The organism is Propylenella binzhouense (genome assembly GCF_009866965.1).
GTDB lineage: Bacteria > Pseudomonadota > Alphaproteobacteria > Rhizobiales > Afifellaceae > Propylenella > Propylenella binzhouense.
This window is the reverse complement of the sequence record NZ_SPKJ01000003.1, coordinates 38,628-56,604: the sequence shown is the minus strand read 5'-3', so window position 1 is coordinate 56,604 and position 17,977 is coordinate 38,628. Positions and strand designations below refer to the sequence as shown.

Sequence of the window (17,977 nt, the reverse complement as noted above, 5' to 3'; positions counted from 1 at the left end):
GAAGCGGAGCATGACGGACGGAGGACATCGGCGATGCTGAGGGGCAAGACCGCGGTCGTGACGGGGTCCACCTCGGGGATCGGGCTCGCAATCGCCGAGGCGCTGGCCGCCGAGGGGGCGAACCTCGTCCTCAATTCCTTCACCGATTCCGCCGAGGACCGCGCGCTGGCGGACCGGATCGCCGCGACGCACGGCGTCGGCGCGATCTACTGCCGCGCCGACATGGCGCGTCCCGAGGACTGCGCCTCCCTCGTCGCGGCCGCCGCCGCGGCGTTCGGGCCCGTCCAGGTCCTCGTCAACAATGCCGGCGTCCAGCATGTGGCGCGGATCGAGGACTTCCCGCCCGAGCGCTGGGACGCGATCATCGCGATCAACCTCTCCTCCGCCTTCCACACGATCCGCGCCGCCGTGCCGGGCATGCGCGAGGCGGGCTGGGGCCGCATCGTGAACATCGCCTCCGCGCACGGGCTGACGGCCTCGCCCTTCAAGGCGGCCTATGTCGCCGCGAAGCACGGGCTTCTCGGCCTCACCAAGACGGTTGCCCTCGAACTCGCCGAGACGCAGATCACCTGCAACGCCATCTGCCCCGGCTATGTGCGCACGCCGCTCGTGGAGGGCCAGATCGCGGACCAGATGAAGGCGCACGACATGGGACGCGAGGAGGTCATCCGGGAGGTCATGCTGGAGCGCCAACCGACCAAGCAGTTCGTCGAGGCCTCGGCGATCGGCGCCATGACCGTCTTTCTCTGTTCGGATGCCGCCGCACAGATCACCGGCGCGCCGCTTTCGATCGACGGCGGCTGGACCGCCCTCTAGACTCCGCAACAGCCTCGCCGCGGCGGCTGCCGGATCGGCTCGCGGCAGCGGCCGGAACGCCGCAGATCACTCCTCTTCCGCCATCGAGCGCCTCCATGGAACCATTCGAACGGCTTCGCGCCTGGGACCCCGCCACCCCACTCGAGGCGGTCATGGAGGGATTGAAGTTCCGGGTGGTGACGGCCGAGTACGAGAAGCACCAGACCACGACGGACGAGGTCATCGTCCTCAAGCCGCGCGCCTTCTTCCAACGCTACGTGAACCTCTATCGGGGACGCGCGTGCCGGCAGATTCTCGACCTCGGCGTCTGGGAGGGAGGCTCCGCGCTTCTGCTCGCCGCGATCTTCGCGCCCGAGAAGCTCGTCGGCGTCGACATTTCGGCGCCGAGGCCCGGCTTCGACGCGGTCCGCGCGTCGCATCCGCTCGGCCGGCGGATCTCGATCCACTATGAGACCTCCCAGGACGACGAGGCGAAGCTCGCGGCGATCATCGCATCCGAGTTCGAAGGGCCGATCGACCTCATCATCGACGACGCCTCGCATCTCTACGCGCCGACCCGGCGGGCGTTCGAGATCGCCTTTCCGCACCTGCGCCCCGGCGGGTTCTACGTGATCGAGGACTGGGGCTGGGCGCACTGGGCGGGCTCCTGGCAGACCACCAGCCTCTGGCGCGACCAGCCAGCGATGAGTAATTTCGTCTTCGAGCTTTCGATGGCCTGCGCGGCCCGCCCCAGGCTGATCGAGAGCGTTACGGTCACGTCGGAATACGCCATCGTGCGGAAGAACATGAAGGCGCCGATCGGCGAACCGCTCCGGCTCGACGAGATCTGCCTGCGGCAGGGCCGCGAGTTCCGGCCGATCTGATCGCGGCGCGGCTCCGCCCCGAACCGGCCTGACATCAGGGCGAACTGGCGTTCCGGTCCGGGTCGAGCACGCGGATCGGGCGTCCGCTTCGATAGGCAAGGATGTTCGCGACGACGTCGCCGAACGCGGTCTGGAAGAACTCCCAGACATTATAGCCGAGATGCGGCATCAGGATCGCATTGGGGAGCGTGCGCAGCGGATGGTCGTCGGGCAGCGGCTCGACGTCGTAGACATCAAGGCCCGCACCGGCGATCCGCTTCTCCTTTAGCGCCGCGACGAGGCTCGGCTCGTCGACGATCGGACCGCGCGCGGTGTTGACGAGAAGGGCGGTCGGCTTCATCAGGCCGAGCTCTGCCGCGCCGACAATGCCGCGACTGCGCTCCGAAAGCACGAGGTGAAGGCTCACCACGTCGCTCCGGGCGAAGAGCTCCTCCTTCTCCACCCGCCGGGCGCCCTTCTGCGCCGCCTTCTCGGCCGTGAGATTCGGGCTCCAGGCGATCACCTCCATGCCGAGCGCCCGTGCGGTCGGAACCATGTAGCTCCCCTGCCGCCCGAGGCCGACGAGCCCGAGGGTGCGGCCGGCGAGCGTGATGCCCACGGAGTTCTGCCAGCCGCCCTTCCGCATCGCCTCGGCCTCCGTCGGGATGTGGCGGGCAAGCGCAAGGATGAGGCCCCAGGCGAGCTCCGAGGTCGACCTGTGATCAGTGCCGAGCGATTCAGTATAGGTGATGCAGATGTTCCGCTCCGCGGCCGCGCGGGCGTCGAGCGTGCGGTGATATTTCCCCGTGATGCAGACGAGCTTCAGGTTCGGCAGCGCCTCGAGGAGCGCGCGCGGGATCGGCATCCGTTCGCGGATGGTGCAGATCGCGTCGAACGGCGCGAGCGCGCCGGCGGCTTCCGCCATCGGGATCGGCCGGTCGAAAACCGTCACCTCGGCGGAGGCCAGCACCTCGGACCAGTCGGCCGCCTGCAACGCGACATTCTGGTAGTCGTCGAGAATGGCGATCTTCATGGGAGGTCCGTGGAAGACATGCCGCGGGCGGGAGGCCGCACTATTCCGCCGTCGCGGATGGAAGGCAATGGCGCGCGGCCACCCCTCGACGCCTCGGAATTCGACCTGCGCCCGAGGCCCGGCAGGACGACGACCCCCGCCTCGGGGCGGGCGGATCAAGGCGCGGCGCCTCACCGCGCGGCGCGACCGGGTGCCGCTCGTGGTGTCCGTCAAGGTCTCCTCGTCCACCCGGCGGTAGGACGCAGTCGCCGGAGGCCGGTGCTGCGGCGTCATCTCCAGGGTGAAGCGGTCGGCCGTCACCGCCTGGACGATGCACGTGCCGGAGATCGCCTCCGCGATGCCCGGCATGCCCCGCCCGGTGGTGGTGACGACCCGGCCGAACGATCCGTCCGGGCGGGACTGCACCGTCGTGGTCTGGGAAACGTTCGGAATCGGCCAGGCCGTCGTCTCCCAGGTTCCGACGCCGATGGGATTGACGAACTTGAGCACCGGCACGTGGTCAACATGGCGCTGCCGACCGGCTTCGGCCTCCCCTGATATCGTGCGAGGCCTGCGCCACGCGCCTGGTCGAGGCCGTGGACGGCACCGTTGCCCACGCGGCAAAAGGCTGAAGCAGGGGCACGCTGCGGCGTGCCGAACCGGTATGATTTCGTCACTGGGAAAGGATTGCCGGCGAAGGCTCTATGCCGAGCCGCGCCGCACCAGATGAAAGCCCGTGTCGACACGGCGGTTTACGCCGGGATCGCCGTTCAGGCGGGCGAGGATGAGCTCGGCGGCCACCTCGCCTATGCGGTCGCCGGGCGAATGGACCGTGGTCAGGCCGGGCGGGATCTGCTTGGCTATCTCGTAATCGCCGAACCCGACGATCGACAGGTCCGAGGGAACCTGGATGCCGCGGCGCTGGCACTCGAAGAGCGCCCCCACCGCTAGCACGTCGGTCATGCAGAACACCCCATCGAGATCCGCCGCGCGGTCGATGAGGTCGGCAATTCCAGTCGCGCCCCCACCATAGCCGCTCTTGTCGGCAATTCTGACGACGAGCCCGCTGTCCAGTCCGGCGCGCTTCAGAGCGTCCTCGAAACCGCGTTGGCGCTCGCCGTACCGGCTGTGCAGCGGGTTATCGACGCAAAGCAGGCCGATGCGACGGCATCCAGATTCGATCAGCAGGCGCGTCGCGCTCTCGCCCGCGTCGCGCTCCGAGAATCCGGCCACCATGTCGATGGCGGGGCCGTTGATGTTCCAGGTCTCGACAACGGGGATCGTCGTCTTGCGCAGGAGTTCCCGGGCGCTTTCGGTGAGTATGTTACCGGCGATGACGATGCCGTCGACGCGCCTTCCCACCAGGGCGGTCATCGCCGGCAACTCCTTTTCATCGGTTTCGACCATGGAGATGATCAGATGATAGCCCGCGCGCGTAAGCGCGCGCTCGAGACAGATGATCATGTCGGCGAAATTGGAGTTGCGGATCGACGGCGTCACGACGGCGATCACCCGGCTCTGTCCCGAAGTCAGGTTGCCGGCGATGGAGTTCGGCACGTAACCGAGTTTCGAGGCGATCGCCAGAACCCGCTTGCGCGTCTCCGGCTGCACGATGTCGGGATTGCGGAACGTGTTGGATACCGTCATGGCGGACACGCCTACGGCGCGGGCAACATCGCTCATGGTGATGCCGGAACCGCGGCGCTTCTGTTCGCTCCCCATCTCTTTCTCTCCGCCTAATACTTGATCACGCATTGCACAAGAAATGCGCAAATTTAGTAGTTCGGCATTGTATCGCTAAAATAGTGCTGAAGGCCAGTTGACAAAGCAATTTCCTTTGCGATTGTAGCGCTACAATACCAATGGAAAGCGGCACTGTGACCTTCTCTCTCATCGCCCGAGACCCGGAAACCGGCATGTTCGGGATCGCCCTCACCTCTTCCGCAGTGGCCGTCGCCAACCGCTGCCCTTGGGTCCGCGCCGGCGTCGGCGCCGTGACGACACAGCACCGCACGGATACCCGCGCCGGCCCGATCGGGCTCGATCTGTTGTCGCAAGGCTGCTCGGCGCAGGAAACGGTGAAGGTGCTCGCCTTGGCCAACGACCATCCCGGCGAGCGTCAGTTCGCCGCCGTCGACCGGCATGGACGCGCGGCATTCTATACCGGCCCCGAGATCACCAACATCAATACCGGCTTTGTCGGAAACGCCTGCGTCTCGACCGGCAATTTCATCGCCAGCGCTGACATTCCGCAGATCATGGTTGAGGCCTATGAAGGCGCGTCCGGAATGTCTTTCGCCGAACGGCTGCTGGCCGCCGTCGATGCCGGATACGAAGCCGGCGGCGAGACGAAACCGATCCGTTCCGCCGGCCTCCTCATCGCCGACCGCGAAGCCTGGCCCCTCGTCGATCTCCGCATCGACTGGGACGAAGCGCCGCTGAAGTCGCTGCGCGCGCTCTGGAATTTCTACGAGCCGCACCAGCAGCTCTTCGTCAAACAGGTCCTTGCCCCCAACGAACTGAAGCCCCTCGTCGATTCACCCATGAATGTCTGAAACCGGTGCCGGCTCCCCGACACGCAGCCAAGGAGATCATCATGAGCGACCTATCGAATCCCACCCGCCGCGCGGTTCTGAAATATGGCGCGGCCAGTCTGGCCATGATGGGCGCCGTCGCGCCCCGTGCGGCCTGGGCCGACAGCCAGTTCACTGTTGGCACCCTCGGAGGAAGCTGGGGAGACGGCATCAAGAAGTCCTTCGTCCCGTCACTGATCCAGTCGGGCACGCTGGCCGCCGAGCCCAGTTACCTCGACGCACCCTACCCGGCGATGATCTCGCGCCTGCTCGCGCAGCCCGACAACCCGCCGTTCTCGACGGCCGACTTCCTCGATATCGAGCACTACATGGCCGCCGACGCTGGCGTCCTGCAGGACCTCGATCTCGACATCGTCACCAACTACAAGGACGTCTTCCCCACCGCCCATCAGCCGGAACGTAACGGCCTCAAGCACTGGGCGTCAGCGATGACAGTGCCGTTCATCTCGATCACCTACAACACCAAGCTGGCGTCGGCGCCGACGAGCTGGGACGACTTATGGGCGGCGTCGCTCAAGGGCAAGATCGGCGTGCCGGACTTCGGGTATTATGGCCTGATGTGGCTACACGCCATCAACAAGCATCTGGGTGGCGACGAGGACAATATCGACCCGGCGGTCGAGGCGATCTCCGACCTCTTCAAGAAGAACGGAGCGCTCCTGATCAAGAACCAGGAGCAGGCGATCAAGGCGTATTCCGACGAGACCATCGTGATGATGCCTTACTGGAACGGCCGGACCTTCGCCCTGCAGGAATCCGGCGTGCCGCTTGCCATGGCGTATGTGGACGCCAGCCTGCAGCCCCACAATGGCTTCATCGTACCCAAGGGCACGGGTTTCGCCAAAGAGGCCAATCACTTCGTGAATGCCACCCTCGACGGCGAACTCCAGCTCAACATGACGCGGATCTTCCGCTACCCCCCGTCGAACCGCACGGTGAAGCTGCCGCCCGAGATGGAGCACTATGCCGTTCCTGAATCGGCCCTGGAAAAGGTCGTGAAGCTCGACTGGGGCAAGATTCACGCCAGCCGCAGCGCCGCGCTCGAACGGTGGAACCGCGAGATCCTCGGCTGACGAAGGAAAGCATCGCAATGACTCGGCCCATCCTCAATCTGGTCGACGTCACCAGAGACTATGGCAACGCCACGGTGATCGGCCCAGTCAGCTTCTCCGCCGAGCAGGGGGAGTTCATCTCCCTGCTCGGTCCTTCCGGCTGCGGAAAATCGACCCTGCTGCGCTGCATCGCCGGTTTCGAGCCGGTGAACGGCGGCAGGATCGAGCTGAACGGCAAGGACGTCTCGCGGGAAGCGCCGCATCGCCGGCGCGTGGGCCTGGTGTTTCAGAGCTTCGCGCTGTTCCCGCATCTGACCGTCGCGCGCAACGTCGCCTTCGGGCTGCGGCTGCGCAGGACCGGCAAGGAAGAGACGGCGCGCCGGGTCGGCGAGACCCTCGAACTCGTCGGCCTCTCGCATCTCGCCGACCGCTATCCGGCGCAATTGTCGGGCGGCCAGCAGCAGCGGGTGGCAATCGCGCGCGCCCTGGTGCTGCGCCCCGAAATCATGCTGCTCGACGAACCGCTGTCGAGCCTCGACGCCAAGCTGCGGCTCCACATGAGGCGCGAGCTTCGCGCCATGCAGCAGGACCTCAACATGACCTTCGTCCACGTGACCCACGACCAGGACGAAGCGCTCGCCATGTCCGACAAGATCGTGGTCCTCTCCGAGGGCAGAATCGAGCAGATGGGCTCGCCGCGAGAGATCTACGACCGGCCGGACACCCGCTTCATCGCCGATTTCATCGGCTCCTCCAATCTCCTGGAAATCAGTGAAATCGAGCCGGCGGGCGACGGCATGTGGTCGGTGCGGCTGAACGAGGACCAGCGAATCGTCATCGCCGCCGATGCCGACCCGCGCCAGAGCGGCCGGCATTGGCTGAGCATCCGGCCGGAGAGCCTGAGCATCGGCGGGGAGGATACCGTCTCCGGCTCGTGCCTCACGGGCACCGCCATCGGCCATTCCTACGGCGGCGACAGGACCGAGATATTCGTACGCCTCGATGGCGCCCAATCCGACGCCCCGCCTATCGTCGCGCACGCCGACCGCAGCTTCGACGGCCGCGTCGCGCTAACCATCACCGGCCCCGGCGCCACCTTCGTAAGGGCCTGAGCGGATGCGGGCGAGAACCGGATTGCTTTTCGTTCCCTACCTGCTGCTGCTGCTTGCCTTTCTCGTCGTCCCGATCGCCGGGCTGGTCGAGATCAGCGCGAGAAACCAGTCGGTGACGTCGATCGGCGGCGTCGGGCTGACGATGGCAAACTATCAGCGCGTCTTCGAGGGCTTCTATCTCGACATCATCTTCGACACCGTCCGCCTCGCGGCCATCGCGACGCTCATCGGGGCGACGCTGGCCTATCCCCTGGCCTATGTGATCGTCCGCTCGCAGCCGCTGGCGCGCACAGTGCTGACCTGCCTGGTCATGGTGCCGCTGATGACCAGCGTGGTGGTCAAGGTGTTCGGCTGGTTCATCCTGCTCGGGCGCGGCGGTCCTGCTGTCCGGATGCTTCAGAAGCTCGGCATCGAGGTGCAGACCCTGCTAAACACCGAGCCATCGGTCGTCGTCGGCCTGGTGGAGTTCGCCCTGCCCTTCATGGTGTTCTCGCTGGTCCCCGCGCTCGATCGCATTTCTCCCGCCGTCGAGGAGGCGGCCGCCAATCTCGGGGCCACTCCATTCCAGACCTTCCGGCTGGTAATACTGCCGCTCAGCGCCTCCGGCCTGACCTCAGGGGCTCTGCTGTGCTTCGGCATATCCTCGAGCGCCTATGTGGTGCCGGCGATCATGGGCGGCCACGCGGTGCGGATGATCGCCCAGCAGATCTACGACGACGTGCTGGTCGCCTTCGACTGGCCGGCGGCGGCCGCCTTTTCGATCGCCCTGCTGGTGCTGCTCAGCGTCCTGATCTTCGCGGCCCTGCGCGCTTCGCGGAGAGCGACCGATGTCTGACCGCCGCTTCTCGCCGCTCCGCCGGCTCTTCCTGGTGCCGGCCGCTGCCGTCCTGTGCTTCATGTTGCTGCCGATGACGGTGGTAGTGCTGATCGCACTCGGCGAGTCGGCGACCTACGAATTTCCGCCACGCGGCCTGACCCTCCACTGGTTCTCCAACCTGCTTCATGCCGGGCCTCTTCTGAACGCGCTTTTCCTGACCAGCCTTCCGCTCGCGCTGACCGTGGCCGCGGCTTCGCTCGTAGTCGGCACCCTGGCGGCCGTGGGTTTGACCAGGGGCCGATTCCTCGGACGCTCGGCGCTCGAGGTCTTCTTCCTGACACCGGTCGTGTTCCCGCAGATATTGCTGGGCGTGGCGCTGTTCCTGCTGTTCGCGCGCGCCAATGTCCCGCTGACCCTGGTGACGCTCGGGATCGGCCATGTCGTGATCTGCACGCCCTATGTGATCCGCGCCGTACTCGCCGGCATAGGCGGGATCGACCCGAGGATTGAGGAGGCCGCACGCAACCTCGGCGCGCCGCCGGCACGCGCGTTCATGATGGCGACCCTGCCCCTGCTGCGCTCCAGCATGCTGTCAGGGGCGGTCTTCGCCTTCATCGTTTCCTTCAGCGATGTGAACATCGCGCTGTTCCTCTCTGCCGGCGACACGACCACCCTGCCGATCCGCATCCTCGCCGAGATGGAATGGAACAACGATCCGACCATCGCGGCGGCGGCGACGCTGCAGGTATCGATCATCAGCGTGCTCCTGATCCTGGTACAGCGTTTTATCGGCACGGTTCGGGCCTGAATTCGAAAGGAGGCGATCAACGACATGGCGGACATCATCTTCGCGAATGCGCGGCTTCTCGACGGCCGCACCGAGGACGGCCTCCCGGACCACCATCTGCGGGTTTCCGGCGACCGCCTCGCGGAGATTTCCGACCGCCCGATCAAATCTCAGAGCGCCCGCACCATCGACCTGAAGGGCCGAACGTTGATGCCGGGATTGATCGACTGCCACGTGCATGTCTGCGCGGCCATGACCAATCTGGGCCTGAACGGGCTTATGCCGGATGCGCTGGTGGCGCTGCACGCGGCGAAGATCATGCAAGGCATGCTCCATCGAGGCTTCACGACCGTGCGCGATGCCGGCGGCGCGACATATGCGCTGGTCGAGGCCCAGAAATCCGGTCTGATCGCCGGTCCGCGCCTCGTGATCGGCGGGAAGGCCCTGTCGCAGACCGGCGGCCACGCCGATTTCCGCGGCCGCTACGACACGACGCCCGCCCACGTGCAGGCCGACCGCCTGGGTGCCCTGGGGCGAATCTGCGACGGCATCGCCGAGTGCCGGCAGGCAGCGCGAGACGAGATCCGCAAGGGCGCCGACTACATCAAGATCATGGCCAATGGCGGCGTCTCCTCGCCGACCGACCGCATCGAATTTCTTGGTTTTGCCGAGGACGAGATCGCCGCAATCGTCGAGGAGGCGGAAAAGGCGCACACCTATGTCGCCGCCCATCTCTATACCGACGAATCCATCGAGCGCGCGGTTCGCCTCGGCGTCCGCTCGATCGAGCACGCCAGCCTGATCGAGCCGCAAACCGCCCGGCTGATGAAGGAAAAGGGCGCCTATGCCTGCCCGACCATGGTGATCTTCTGGGCCAACAAGACCGAAGGCCGCGAGGTCGGCATTCCCGACCATGCCATCGCGAAGGTGGAGACTGTGCTCGCCAGGGGCAAGGAGGCGCTGGACATCCTCGCGGCCGCGGGCGTGCCGATGGCCTTCGGCACCGATCTCATGGGCGTCATGCACCGCCACCAATCGCACGAATTCCTGCTGCGCGCGGAAGTGCTACCGGCAATCGAGGTGATCCGCTCCGCCACGGTTGTCGCGGCGGAACTGCTCGAGATGGAAGGCGAGATCGGGATTCTGGAGCCAGGAGCGCGAGCGGATCTGATCGTGGTCGACGGCGACCCGGTGGGCGATCTGCGCCTGCTTACCGAGCAGGGACGCCACATGCCGTTCATCATGCAGGACGGCGAATTCGTGAAGCAGGACGAATAGCCTGCATCCTTTCCGGCGAGTCGGATCCGCTGACAGCCTCGATCCTACCCACAAGCACAGAGGGCGAACTGGCTGATTCAAGAAATCTAACGGTCGCCCGAGTTTATCATTCTCAGGTTACTGACTTGCAGTGCTTCAGGGACGTCGTCTGGCCTGACGTCCCACCTCATTTTGCTGTTCGTATATGCCGTACAGCGACGGTGGAACGTCAAGCGACGCTGCTCAGACCCGTCGTCACGAGCTTGGAATAACAGGCGACCAATTCGTCTTTCGATAGTCGCCCTCCCTCCTGATACCAGACGGTAAGCCCGGTCAACATTGCGAGGATGGCAAAGGTGGCGACCCGCGCATCCGGCACGGAAAACACCCCTTCCTCGACGCCGTCGAGGAGGATCTGGAGCAGGATGGCCTCGTAGCGCTTGCGCATCGCCACGACAGTCTTCCGGTCCTCCGCCGCAAGGGCGCGCATCTCCATGTTGGCAATGAAGACCTCCGTCGGCTTGGAGGAATGATAGCTCACATGGAATTCGATGAACGCATCGAGACGTTCCAGAGCACTGCCGCCAGCCGGCTCCGCCTCAGCCCATCGCTCGAGGAGATCCTCCATATGGGCGGTAATGATCGTCATGAGGAGTTCGCTCTTGCTTGGGTAATAGCGGTACAGCGAGCTTGCCTGGATGCCGACCTGCTTCGCGATTCCGCGCAGGGTGACAGCCTCGAACCCCTTGGCGGCGATGAGATGGATCGCAGCGTCACGTATTGCGGCTTCCGTCCGCACGCCATCGGAACCTACGGGTCGCACCATTAGGCCCTCTCCTGCCGTTCGCCGTTTGGCTTGGTGCATACGACCTGCACGCTTGACATTCAAAACGCAACTCATAATGAACCGGCCAACCGTTTCTTTATTGCGCAGGTCTTCGGCTGCGAAGACAATGGCGGAACACGATGCCATCGACGGGAGGAATGGGTATGGCAGTGCTTGCGAACGGGGTGGATCCCCGCCTCCCCTTCTTCTCTTCGAACACGGCGTCAATGCGTGCGCTCGTCGAGGATTTCCATTCGCGACTCGAAGGAATCGGCCGTGGCGGCAGCGAGGAGGCCCGGGCCAGGCACGTATCGCGCGGCAAGCTCCTCGCCCGCGATCGCATCGACCTCCTCGTCGATCCGGGTTCGCCCTTCCTGGAGCTAGGAGCCATGGCCGCCTTCGGCCTCTATGGCGACGAGGTACCGAGCGCCGGCATCGTCACCGGCATCGGTCGGGTCAGCGGCCGGGAGTGCATGATCGTCGCCAACGATGCGACGGTAAAAGGTGGCGCCTACTATCCGCTGACGGTGAAGAAGCATCTCCGGGCGCAGGATGTCGCCATGCAGAACCGGTTGCCGTGCATCTACATGGTGGATTCCGGGGGCGCATTCCTGCCGTTGCAGGACGAGATCTTTCCCGATGAGCGGAATTTTGGCCGCATCTTCTACAACCAGTCGCGGATGTCGGCGGCCGGCATCCCACAGATCGCCATCGTCATGGGCTCCTGCACGGCAGGTGGGGCCTACGTGCCGGCGATGTGTGACGAGAGCATCATCGTCCACAACCAGGGCACGATCTTCCTGGGCGGGCCGCCCCTGGTCAAGGCGGCGACCGGCGAAGTGGTGACCGCGGAGGAACTCGGCGGTGCGGATGTCCACACGCGGCAGTCGGGTGTCGCGGATCACCATGCGACCGACGACGCCCATGCCATCGGCATCGCCCGCCGGATCATCGCGGGTCTGGGTCATCCGGAGAAGTCGGCGCGCGGCCTCATTCCAGCGCGCGAACCGCTATACCCGGCGGAAGAGCTCTACGGCATCGTTCCCGTGGACCAGCGCAAGCCTTTCGACATCCGTGACATCATCGCCCGCATCGTCGACGCATCGGAGTTCGACGAGTTCAAGGCGCGCTACGGCGCGACGCTGGTGTGTGGTTTCGCCCATATCTGGGGCCATCCGGTCGGGATCGTCGCCAACAACGGCATCCTGTTCAGCGAAAGCGCGCAGAAGGGCGCCCACTTCATCGAGCTGTGCAGCCAGCGGGAGATTCCTCTGGTCTTCCTGCAGAACATCACCGGTTTCATGGTCGGGAAGAGGTACGAGGCCGGCGGCATCGCCAAGGATGGCGCCAAGCTGGTGACCGCCGTCTCCACGACTAATGTGCCGAAATATACGGTCGTTGTCGGGGGGAGCTACGGCGCCGGCAACTACGGCATGTGCGGCAGAGCCTATTCGCCGCGCTTCCTTTGGATGTGGCCGAATGCCCGCATCTCTGTCATGGGCGGCGAGCAGGCTGCCAGCGTGCTGTCGCTGCTGCGGCGCGAAGCGATCGAAGCGAAGGGTGGCGTGTGGAGCGCCGAGGACGAGGAAGCTTTCCGCGCCCCGATCCGCGAACAGTACGAGCAGCAGGGCCACCCCTATTACTCCACGGCGCGGCTCTGGGACGACGGTGTGATCGACCCGGCCGATACGCGGCGGATACTCGCACTGGCGCTCAGTGCCGGTCGCAACGCTCCAATCGAGCCGACAAGGTTCGGCGTGTTCAGGATGTAGCCCCATGAACCAGTTCCGTATCGACATCGAAAAGGGCGTAGCTCGGGTGACGCTTACCCGTCCGCACAGGCACAACGCTTTCGACGACAGGCTGATCGCGGACCTTACGGCCGCACTGCGGGAGCTTGAGGCCGAACCGGCCGCGCGGATTCTGATCCTGGCGGCCGAAGGGCCAAGCTTCAGTGCCGGAGCAGAGCTCGGATGGATGAAGCGCGCTGCCGCTGCCAGCGAGGACGAGAATCTGGAAGACGCACGCAAGCTGGCCGAGCTCATGCGGGTGCTCGACGAATTCCCAAAGCCCACGATAGCGGCCGTGCAGGGACCCGCTTACGGCGGCGGTGTCGGTCTCGTCGCGTGCTGCGACATCGCCATTGCCTCGACCGCGGCGAAGTTCGCGTTGTCCGAAGTGAAGCTCGGCCTGATCCCATCGGCGATCGGACCCTACGTCATGGCCGCGATCGGTCCGAGACAGGCACGACGCTATTTCCAGACCGCCGAAATCTTTGGAGCACATACGGCACAGGCGATCGGCCTCGTTCATGAGGCCGTCGAACCCGACGCGCTCGAACGCCGCGTCGCAGAGATCGTCCAAGCGCTCGGGAAGGGAGCGCCGGCCGCCCGTCGCGAGGCCAAGCGGCTCGTGAGCGATATCGGCCATCGGCCGATCGACGCCGCGATGATCGAGATGACGGCGGTACGGATCTCCGCGGTTCGCGCGCGTGAAGAGGCGAAGGAGGGGCTGGATGCCTTCCTCTCGCGACGCCGCGCCGCCTGGGATTGCGGGGGCGAAGAGTGATGCCAGCCAAACCGCAACGCTTCGAACGGCGGTTCACGAAGCTTCTGATTGCGAACCGCGGCGAGATCGCCTGCCGCATCATTCGTACGGCGCGACGCATGGGCTTGCACACCGTGGCCATCTTCTCCGAGGCCGACGCCGATTCGCAGCACGTATCAATGGCGGACGAGGCTGTGCTGATCGGCCCCGCGTCGGCAGCTGAAAGCTATCTGAGGATCGACCGGATCATCGAAGTCGCACAGCGCACCGGGGCCGAGGCGATCCATCCGGGCTACGGTTTCCTCTCCGAGAACGAGAGCTTTGCGGCAGCCTGCCACGAGGCTGGCATCATTTTCGTCGGACCGCCCGTGGAGGCGATCCGCGCCATGGCCTCCAAGTCGGCAGCCAAGGTCTTGATGGAAGGATCGGGCGTGCCGCTCGTACCGGGCTATCACGGCGCGGAACAGGGCACGGACAAGCTCGCCGCGGAGGCGGAGCGCATCGGCTTTCCGGTGCTCGTCAAAGCCTCTGCCGGCGGTGGGGGCAAGGGCATGCGCCTGGGAGAGGATGCGGCCGGTTTCGCGGCGGCCCTCACGGCCGCAAAGCGCGAGGCGAAGGCCGCCTTCGGCGACGACCATGTTCTGATCGAGAAGTTCATCGCGCGGCCGCGCCACATCGAGGTGCAGATCTTCGGTGACACCCACGGCAATATCGTGTCCCTGTTCGAACGGGAGTGCACACTACAACGCCGACATCAGAAGGTGGTGGAGGAAGCACCGTCCTCGTCGCTGTCGGAGCAGGAGCGCGAGCGCGTCTGCTCGGCGGCGCGCGCCGCAGGCGCGGCTGTCGGCTATACGGGTGCCGGGACGGTCGAGTTCGTCGCGAATGATGACGGGTTTTATTTCATCGAGATGAACACCCGCCTCCAGGTGGAGCATCCGGTGACGGAGGCGATCACCGGGCTCGATCTCGTGGAGTGGCAGCTGCGCGTCGCCTTTGGCGAGGAATTGCCCCTGGGACAAGACGAGATCACGCGGTCCGGTCACGCATTCGAGGTCCGCATCTACGCCGAGGACCCCCAGAGCGGCTTCCTTCCCTCGATCGGCAGGATCGAACGGTGGCGCCAGCCGCCGGTCGGCAACGGGATCCGGATCGACAGCGGCTTTCGCGAGGGCGATACGGTCACCCCGCATTACGATCCGATGCTGGCGAAGCTTATCGTCAGCGGCTCCGACCGGCTTCAGGCGCTGGACCGGCTGGAGGCTGCGCTCGCCGGCTTCCAGGTCGCGGGCGTCAAAACCAACGTAAGCTTCCTCAAGGCCTTGGCCGCGCATCCGGACGTCCGCGCGGGCAAGATGGATACCGGGTTCATAGAGCGCGAGCTTCCACGGCTTCTCGGCCATGGAGAAGCCCGGATCGACGACCGCGATCTGGCGGCGGCTGCGGCCGCCGTGCTCGCCGCGGAAAATCGGAGCGCCACGTCGCCTTGGGATACTTCGGACGGCTGGATGATGGTGGGCCGCCGCCGCCGCAAGCTCTGCTTCGACGATGCCGAGGTTACGCTGACCTACGAGCGCGCGGGCCTGAGTCTGGAGACGGCTTCGGGAACTCGTCCGTTCCGCGTAAATCCGAGACTCGATGGCCGGCTGGATGTCTTTTACGGGGACGGCAAGGAGGTGGTCTCCGGGGTCTGGCTCGGTCGCGAAGTTGACATCTCCACCGCACGGGGCAGCCGCAGGCTGGGATTCGCTGATCCCTTCGCCGGCGAGAGCACGGTCATCGCAGATGCGGGGCATCTGCGCGCGCCCATGCCAGGCTCGGTTCGCCAGATCCTGGCCGCCCCCGGCGACAGGCTCAAGCGCGGAGAGCCGCTGCTGATCATGGAGGCGATGAAGATGGAGCACACATTGCATGCGCCCGCCGATGGTACGCTGATTGCGTTGCGCTGCGGCGCCGGAGACTTCGTGCAGGAAGGCGTGGAACTCGTGGAATTCGAGGCCGACGGGATCGACCCATGACGGGGACGATCAGGATCGTCGAAGTCGGGCCACGCGACGGACTGCAGAACGAAGCGGCTCTGGTCTCGCCGCAGGTGCGCATCGCCTTCGTGGAGAAGTTGCTCGCCGCCGGGCTGAAAACGATCGAGGTCGGCAGCTTCGTATCGCCCAGATGGGTGCCACAGATGGCGGGCACGGACGTCGTGCTGACGGCACTCGGCATCCGCGATGGTGTCAACTTCCCTGTCCTCGTGCCGAACGAGAAGGGACTTGATGCCGCGCTTGCGGCCGGAGCACGCGAAATCGCGATCTTCACCTCAGCCTCCGAAGCCTTCTCGCAAAAGAACATCAACTGTTCTATCGCCGAATCGATAGACCGCTTCCGTCCGGTCGCGGAACGGGCGCATGCGGCCGGCATCAGGGTGCGGGGATATGTGTCCTGCGTGCTTGGCTGCCCATCTCAGGGCCAGGTGCCTCCCGGGGACGTGGTGAAGGTCGCGGCGGCGCTGGCGGCACTCGGCTGCTACGAGATTTCGCTTGGCGACACTATCGGCACAGGGACACCGAAGAAGGCGCGCGATCTTGTGCGCGCGGTGTCAGGGGTCGTGCCCATCGAGTGCATCGCCGCCCATTTCCACGACACGTACGGCCAGGCGCTCGCCAACCTGCTTGCCGTCATCGAGGACGGCGTCCAGACGATCGATGCAGCGGCAGGCGGGCTCGGAGGCTGCCCCTATGCCAAGGGCGCGAGCGGCAACGTCGCGACAGAGGCCGTCGTCTACATGCTCGACGGTCTGGGCATGCGGACCGACGTGAACCTTTCGAAATTGCTGGATGCGGTTGCCTTCATCTCCGGCGAACTCGGCCGGCCGGCAAACTCGAATGTCTACAGGGCGAGACGTCTTTCGTCGTGAGCTGTATTTGGCCGAGGCGCGGGATGATTGCGCAAAGTCGAGATGAGCGCTTCAACCGGAATATCCGAATCCATCGTTTCGAACCGTTCGAAAAGATCGTTAGGAACGGTTCTGTGCGCATATGAGATGCAGTCCCGGAATTTCTCCAGCCGCTCAGCTCGGCTCATCCAGCGCTCGGGTTTTCCCTTCGCCAGCGGCACCAGGATCTCCTCGACGCGGCCGGCATTGGTTTCCACCAGAACGACCGTGGAAAATTCAGGACTTTCGGCGACGCGCTCGTCCACGACCATCGTCGTATTGCCGGCCACAGCCTGTATCTCCTGATCAGCGATCTTCTCTGGGCTGAAGGTCGACAGGTCAACCTTGCCGTCCACCAGGGCAGCGGCCACGCAATACTCGAGACAGAACTTGCCTTGCAACGGCGTTTTCGTCACGTGATGGATGAGCGGGTTCAGGGCCATGCGCGCAACGCCGATCCGGATCCGCCTTATGTCTCCGGGTGCATAGCCGTGCGGAAAAAGCTGCCGATTGAGCATGATCCCGGCTTCAATCCCGGGGTGGGTCGCGCCGCAACTCGGATAGGGTTTGAGTGCCAGGCCGTAATCGGTCAGGATCTCGAGCGGTTCGCCTGGCATGGATAGGAAGACGGGCTGAGCTTCCTCTTCGCCCCGGAAGGCGGTCAGATAGCCCGCCTTTCCCATGAATGCATCTTCCGCCGCATCATAGCCGGCGCGCGCCAGCAGCGCCGCGCGCACGCCCGTCTGCGCGGCCAGGCCGGCGTGAAGGGGTTTGACCATAGTGCCGAAATTCGCGCGAATGCCGCTTGCGCCAGAGGCCGCGATCCCCATGGCGATGCTGATCTTTTCGGCCGGCAGGGAAAGCAGGCGCGCACAGGCGAGAGCGGCTGCGACGGCGCCGAAAGTGTTCGTGCTGTGCCAGCCCTTGGCGTAGTGGCCCGTGTTCAAGACACGACCGAGCTTTCCGATCAGGTCGAAGCCGACGATGTAGGACGAGACGATGTCAGCTCCGCTGGCATTTGCCAGAGGCGAAATCGCCAGCAATGCCGGAACGAGCACGGCGCTCGGATGCGCATAGGCCGGATGATTGGTATCGTCATAGTCAAGGGCGTGCGCGGCGGTTCCGTTGCACAGTGCCGCCTCCGGCGCCGCCGTGTAGCCAGCGCCGGGCACAAAGGACAAGGTGGCGGCGCGCTGGCCGAACGACATGATGTCGCGCAGGTTTTTCGCGCACGGTTCATCCACGCCGGCCAGCATGCAGCCGATGCAGTCGATGATCGCGTCCACGGCACGGCTGCGGGCAAGCGGAGGAAACGTGCGGTTGTCGGCTGATGCGGCGAACGTCGCAAATTCGTTCATGACGGCTTCTGCCATCGCCTTCCCCCTC

Annotated in this window: 16 protein-coding genes; 12 read left to right on the top strand and 4 right to left on the bottom strand. The window is 65.3% G+C overall.

Annotated features, from left to right (window positions below):
• Nucleotides 1–33: 33 nt before the first annotated feature.
• Both E4O86_RS01710 and E4O86_RS01705 read left to right on the top strand, forming a co-directional pair.
• Nucleotides 34–816, top strand: coding sequence for a 3-hydroxybutyrate dehydrogenase (locus E4O86_RS01710; protein ID WP_161138788.1), 783 nt, complete (start codon nucleotides 34–36; stop codon nucleotides 814–816).
• A 95-nt stretch (nucleotides 817–911) separates the two neighbouring features.
• A complete protein-coding gene (locus E4O86_RS01705; RefSeq protein WP_161138787.1) occupies nucleotides 912–1,679 on the top strand; it encodes a class I SAM-dependent methyltransferase in 768 nt (255 codons plus the stop codon).
• A 34-nt stretch (nucleotides 1,680–1,713) separates the two neighbouring features.
• On the opposite strand, the gene E4O86_RS01700 is transcribed toward E4O86_RS01705, so the two are convergent.
• A complete protein-coding gene (locus E4O86_RS01700; protein ID WP_343039065.1) occupies nucleotides 1,714–3,186 on the bottom strand; it encodes a D-2-hydroxyacid dehydrogenase family protein in 1,473 nt (490 codons plus the stop codon).
• Between the two features lie 186 nt (nucleotides 3,187–3,372).
• Nucleotides 3,373–4,392: a LacI family DNA-binding transcriptional regulator gene (locus E4O86_RS01695; RefSeq protein WP_161138786.1), complete on the bottom strand. Its 1,020-nt coding sequence runs from the start codon at nucleotides 4,390–4,392 to the stop codon at nucleotides 3,373–3,375.
• Nucleotides 4,393–4,532: 140 nt separating this feature from the next.
• On the opposite strand from E4O86_RS01695, the gene E4O86_RS01690 reads away from it, so the two are divergent.
• From E4O86_RS01690 to E4O86_RS01665, 6 genes are read left to right on the top strand one after another with little or no spacing between them, the layout of a single operon-like run.
• A complete protein-coding gene (locus E4O86_RS01690; RefSeq protein WP_281351509.1) occupies nucleotides 4,533–5,225 on the top strand; it encodes a DUF1028 domain-containing protein in 693 nt (230 codons plus the stop codon).
• 41 nt (nucleotides 5,226–5,266) lie between these two features.
• Nucleotides 5,267–6,337, top strand: a complete 1,071-nt coding sequence (locus E4O86_RS01685; protein WP_161138784.1) for an extracellular solute-binding protein — start codon at nucleotides 5,267–5,269, stop codon at nucleotides 6,335–6,337.
• A gap of 17 nt (nucleotides 6,338–6,354) precedes the next feature.
• Nucleotides 6,355–7,428 (top strand): ABC transporter ATP-binding protein, encoded by a 1,074-nt coding sequence (locus E4O86_RS01680; RefSeq protein WP_161138783.1) that lies wholly within the window; start codon nucleotides 6,355–6,357, stop codon nucleotides 7,426–7,428.
• 22 nt (nucleotides 7,429–7,450) lie between these two features.
• A complete protein-coding gene (locus E4O86_RS01675) occupies nucleotides 7,451–8,263 on the top strand; it encodes an ABC transporter permease (RefSeq protein WP_161138782.1) in 813 nt (270 codons plus the stop codon).
• Nucleotides 8,256–9,053, top strand: coding sequence for an ABC transporter permease (locus E4O86_RS01670; protein WP_161138781.1), 798 nt, complete (start codon nucleotides 8,256–8,258; stop codon nucleotides 9,051–9,053). Before E4O86_RS01675 ends, E4O86_RS01670 begins: the two co-directional genes overlap by 8 nt.
• 24 nt (nucleotides 9,054–9,077) lie before the next feature.
• Nucleotides 9,078–10,310 carry a metal-dependent hydrolase family protein gene (locus tag E4O86_RS01665; protein WP_161138780.1) on the top strand — a complete coding sequence of 411 codons (1,233 nt, stop codon included), beginning with the start codon at nucleotides 9,078–9,080 and terminating at the stop codon, nucleotides 10,308–10,310.
• Between the two features lie 208 nt (nucleotides 10,311–10,518).
• Here the strand turns inward: E4O86_RS01665 and E4O86_RS01660 are convergent, their stop codons facing one another.
• Nucleotides 10,519–11,115, bottom strand: a complete 597-nt coding sequence (locus E4O86_RS01660; RefSeq protein WP_161138779.1) for a TetR/AcrR family transcriptional regulator — start codon at nucleotides 11,113–11,115, stop codon at nucleotides 10,519–10,521.
• A 164-nt stretch (nucleotides 11,116–11,279) separates the two neighbouring features.
• Here E4O86_RS01660 and E4O86_RS01655 point away from each other — a divergent pair, with 164 nt between their 5' ends.
• From E4O86_RS01655 to E4O86_RS01640, 4 genes are read left to right on the top strand one after another with little or no spacing between them, the layout of a single operon-like run.
• Complete coding sequence (locus E4O86_RS01655) at nucleotides 11,280–12,887, top strand: carboxyl transferase domain-containing protein (RefSeq protein ID WP_161138778.1); 1,608 nt, start codon at nucleotides 11,280–11,282, stop codon at nucleotides 12,885–12,887.
• Nucleotides 12,888–12,891: 4 nt separating this feature from the next.
• On the top strand, nucleotides 12,892–13,683 hold the full coding sequence (locus tag E4O86_RS01650; protein ID WP_161138777.1) for an enoyl-CoA hydratase-related protein: 792 nt from the start codon (nucleotides 12,892–12,894) through the stop codon (nucleotides 13,681–13,683).
• Nucleotides 13,683–15,680 (top strand): acetyl/propionyl/methylcrotonyl-CoA carboxylase subunit alpha, encoded by a 1,998-nt coding sequence (locus tag E4O86_RS01645; RefSeq protein ID WP_161138776.1) that lies wholly within the window; start codon nucleotides 13,683–13,685, stop codon nucleotides 15,678–15,680. The genes E4O86_RS01650 and E4O86_RS01645 overlap by 1 nt, the downstream gene beginning before the upstream one ends.
• Complete coding sequence (locus tag E4O86_RS01640; RefSeq protein ID WP_161138775.1) at nucleotides 15,677–16,573, top strand: hydroxymethylglutaryl-CoA lyase; 897 nt, start codon at nucleotides 15,677–15,679, stop codon at nucleotides 16,571–16,573. Before E4O86_RS01645 ends, E4O86_RS01640 begins: the two co-directional genes overlap by 4 nt.
• Here the strand turns inward: E4O86_RS01640 and E4O86_RS01635 are convergent.
• A complete protein-coding gene (locus E4O86_RS01635) occupies nucleotides 16,546–17,964 on the bottom strand; it encodes an MmgE/PrpD family protein (RefSeq protein ID WP_161138774.1) in 1,419 nt (472 codons plus the stop codon). The genes E4O86_RS01640 and E4O86_RS01635 overlap by 28 nt on opposite strands.
• Nucleotides 17,965–17,977: the final 13 nt, after the last annotated feature.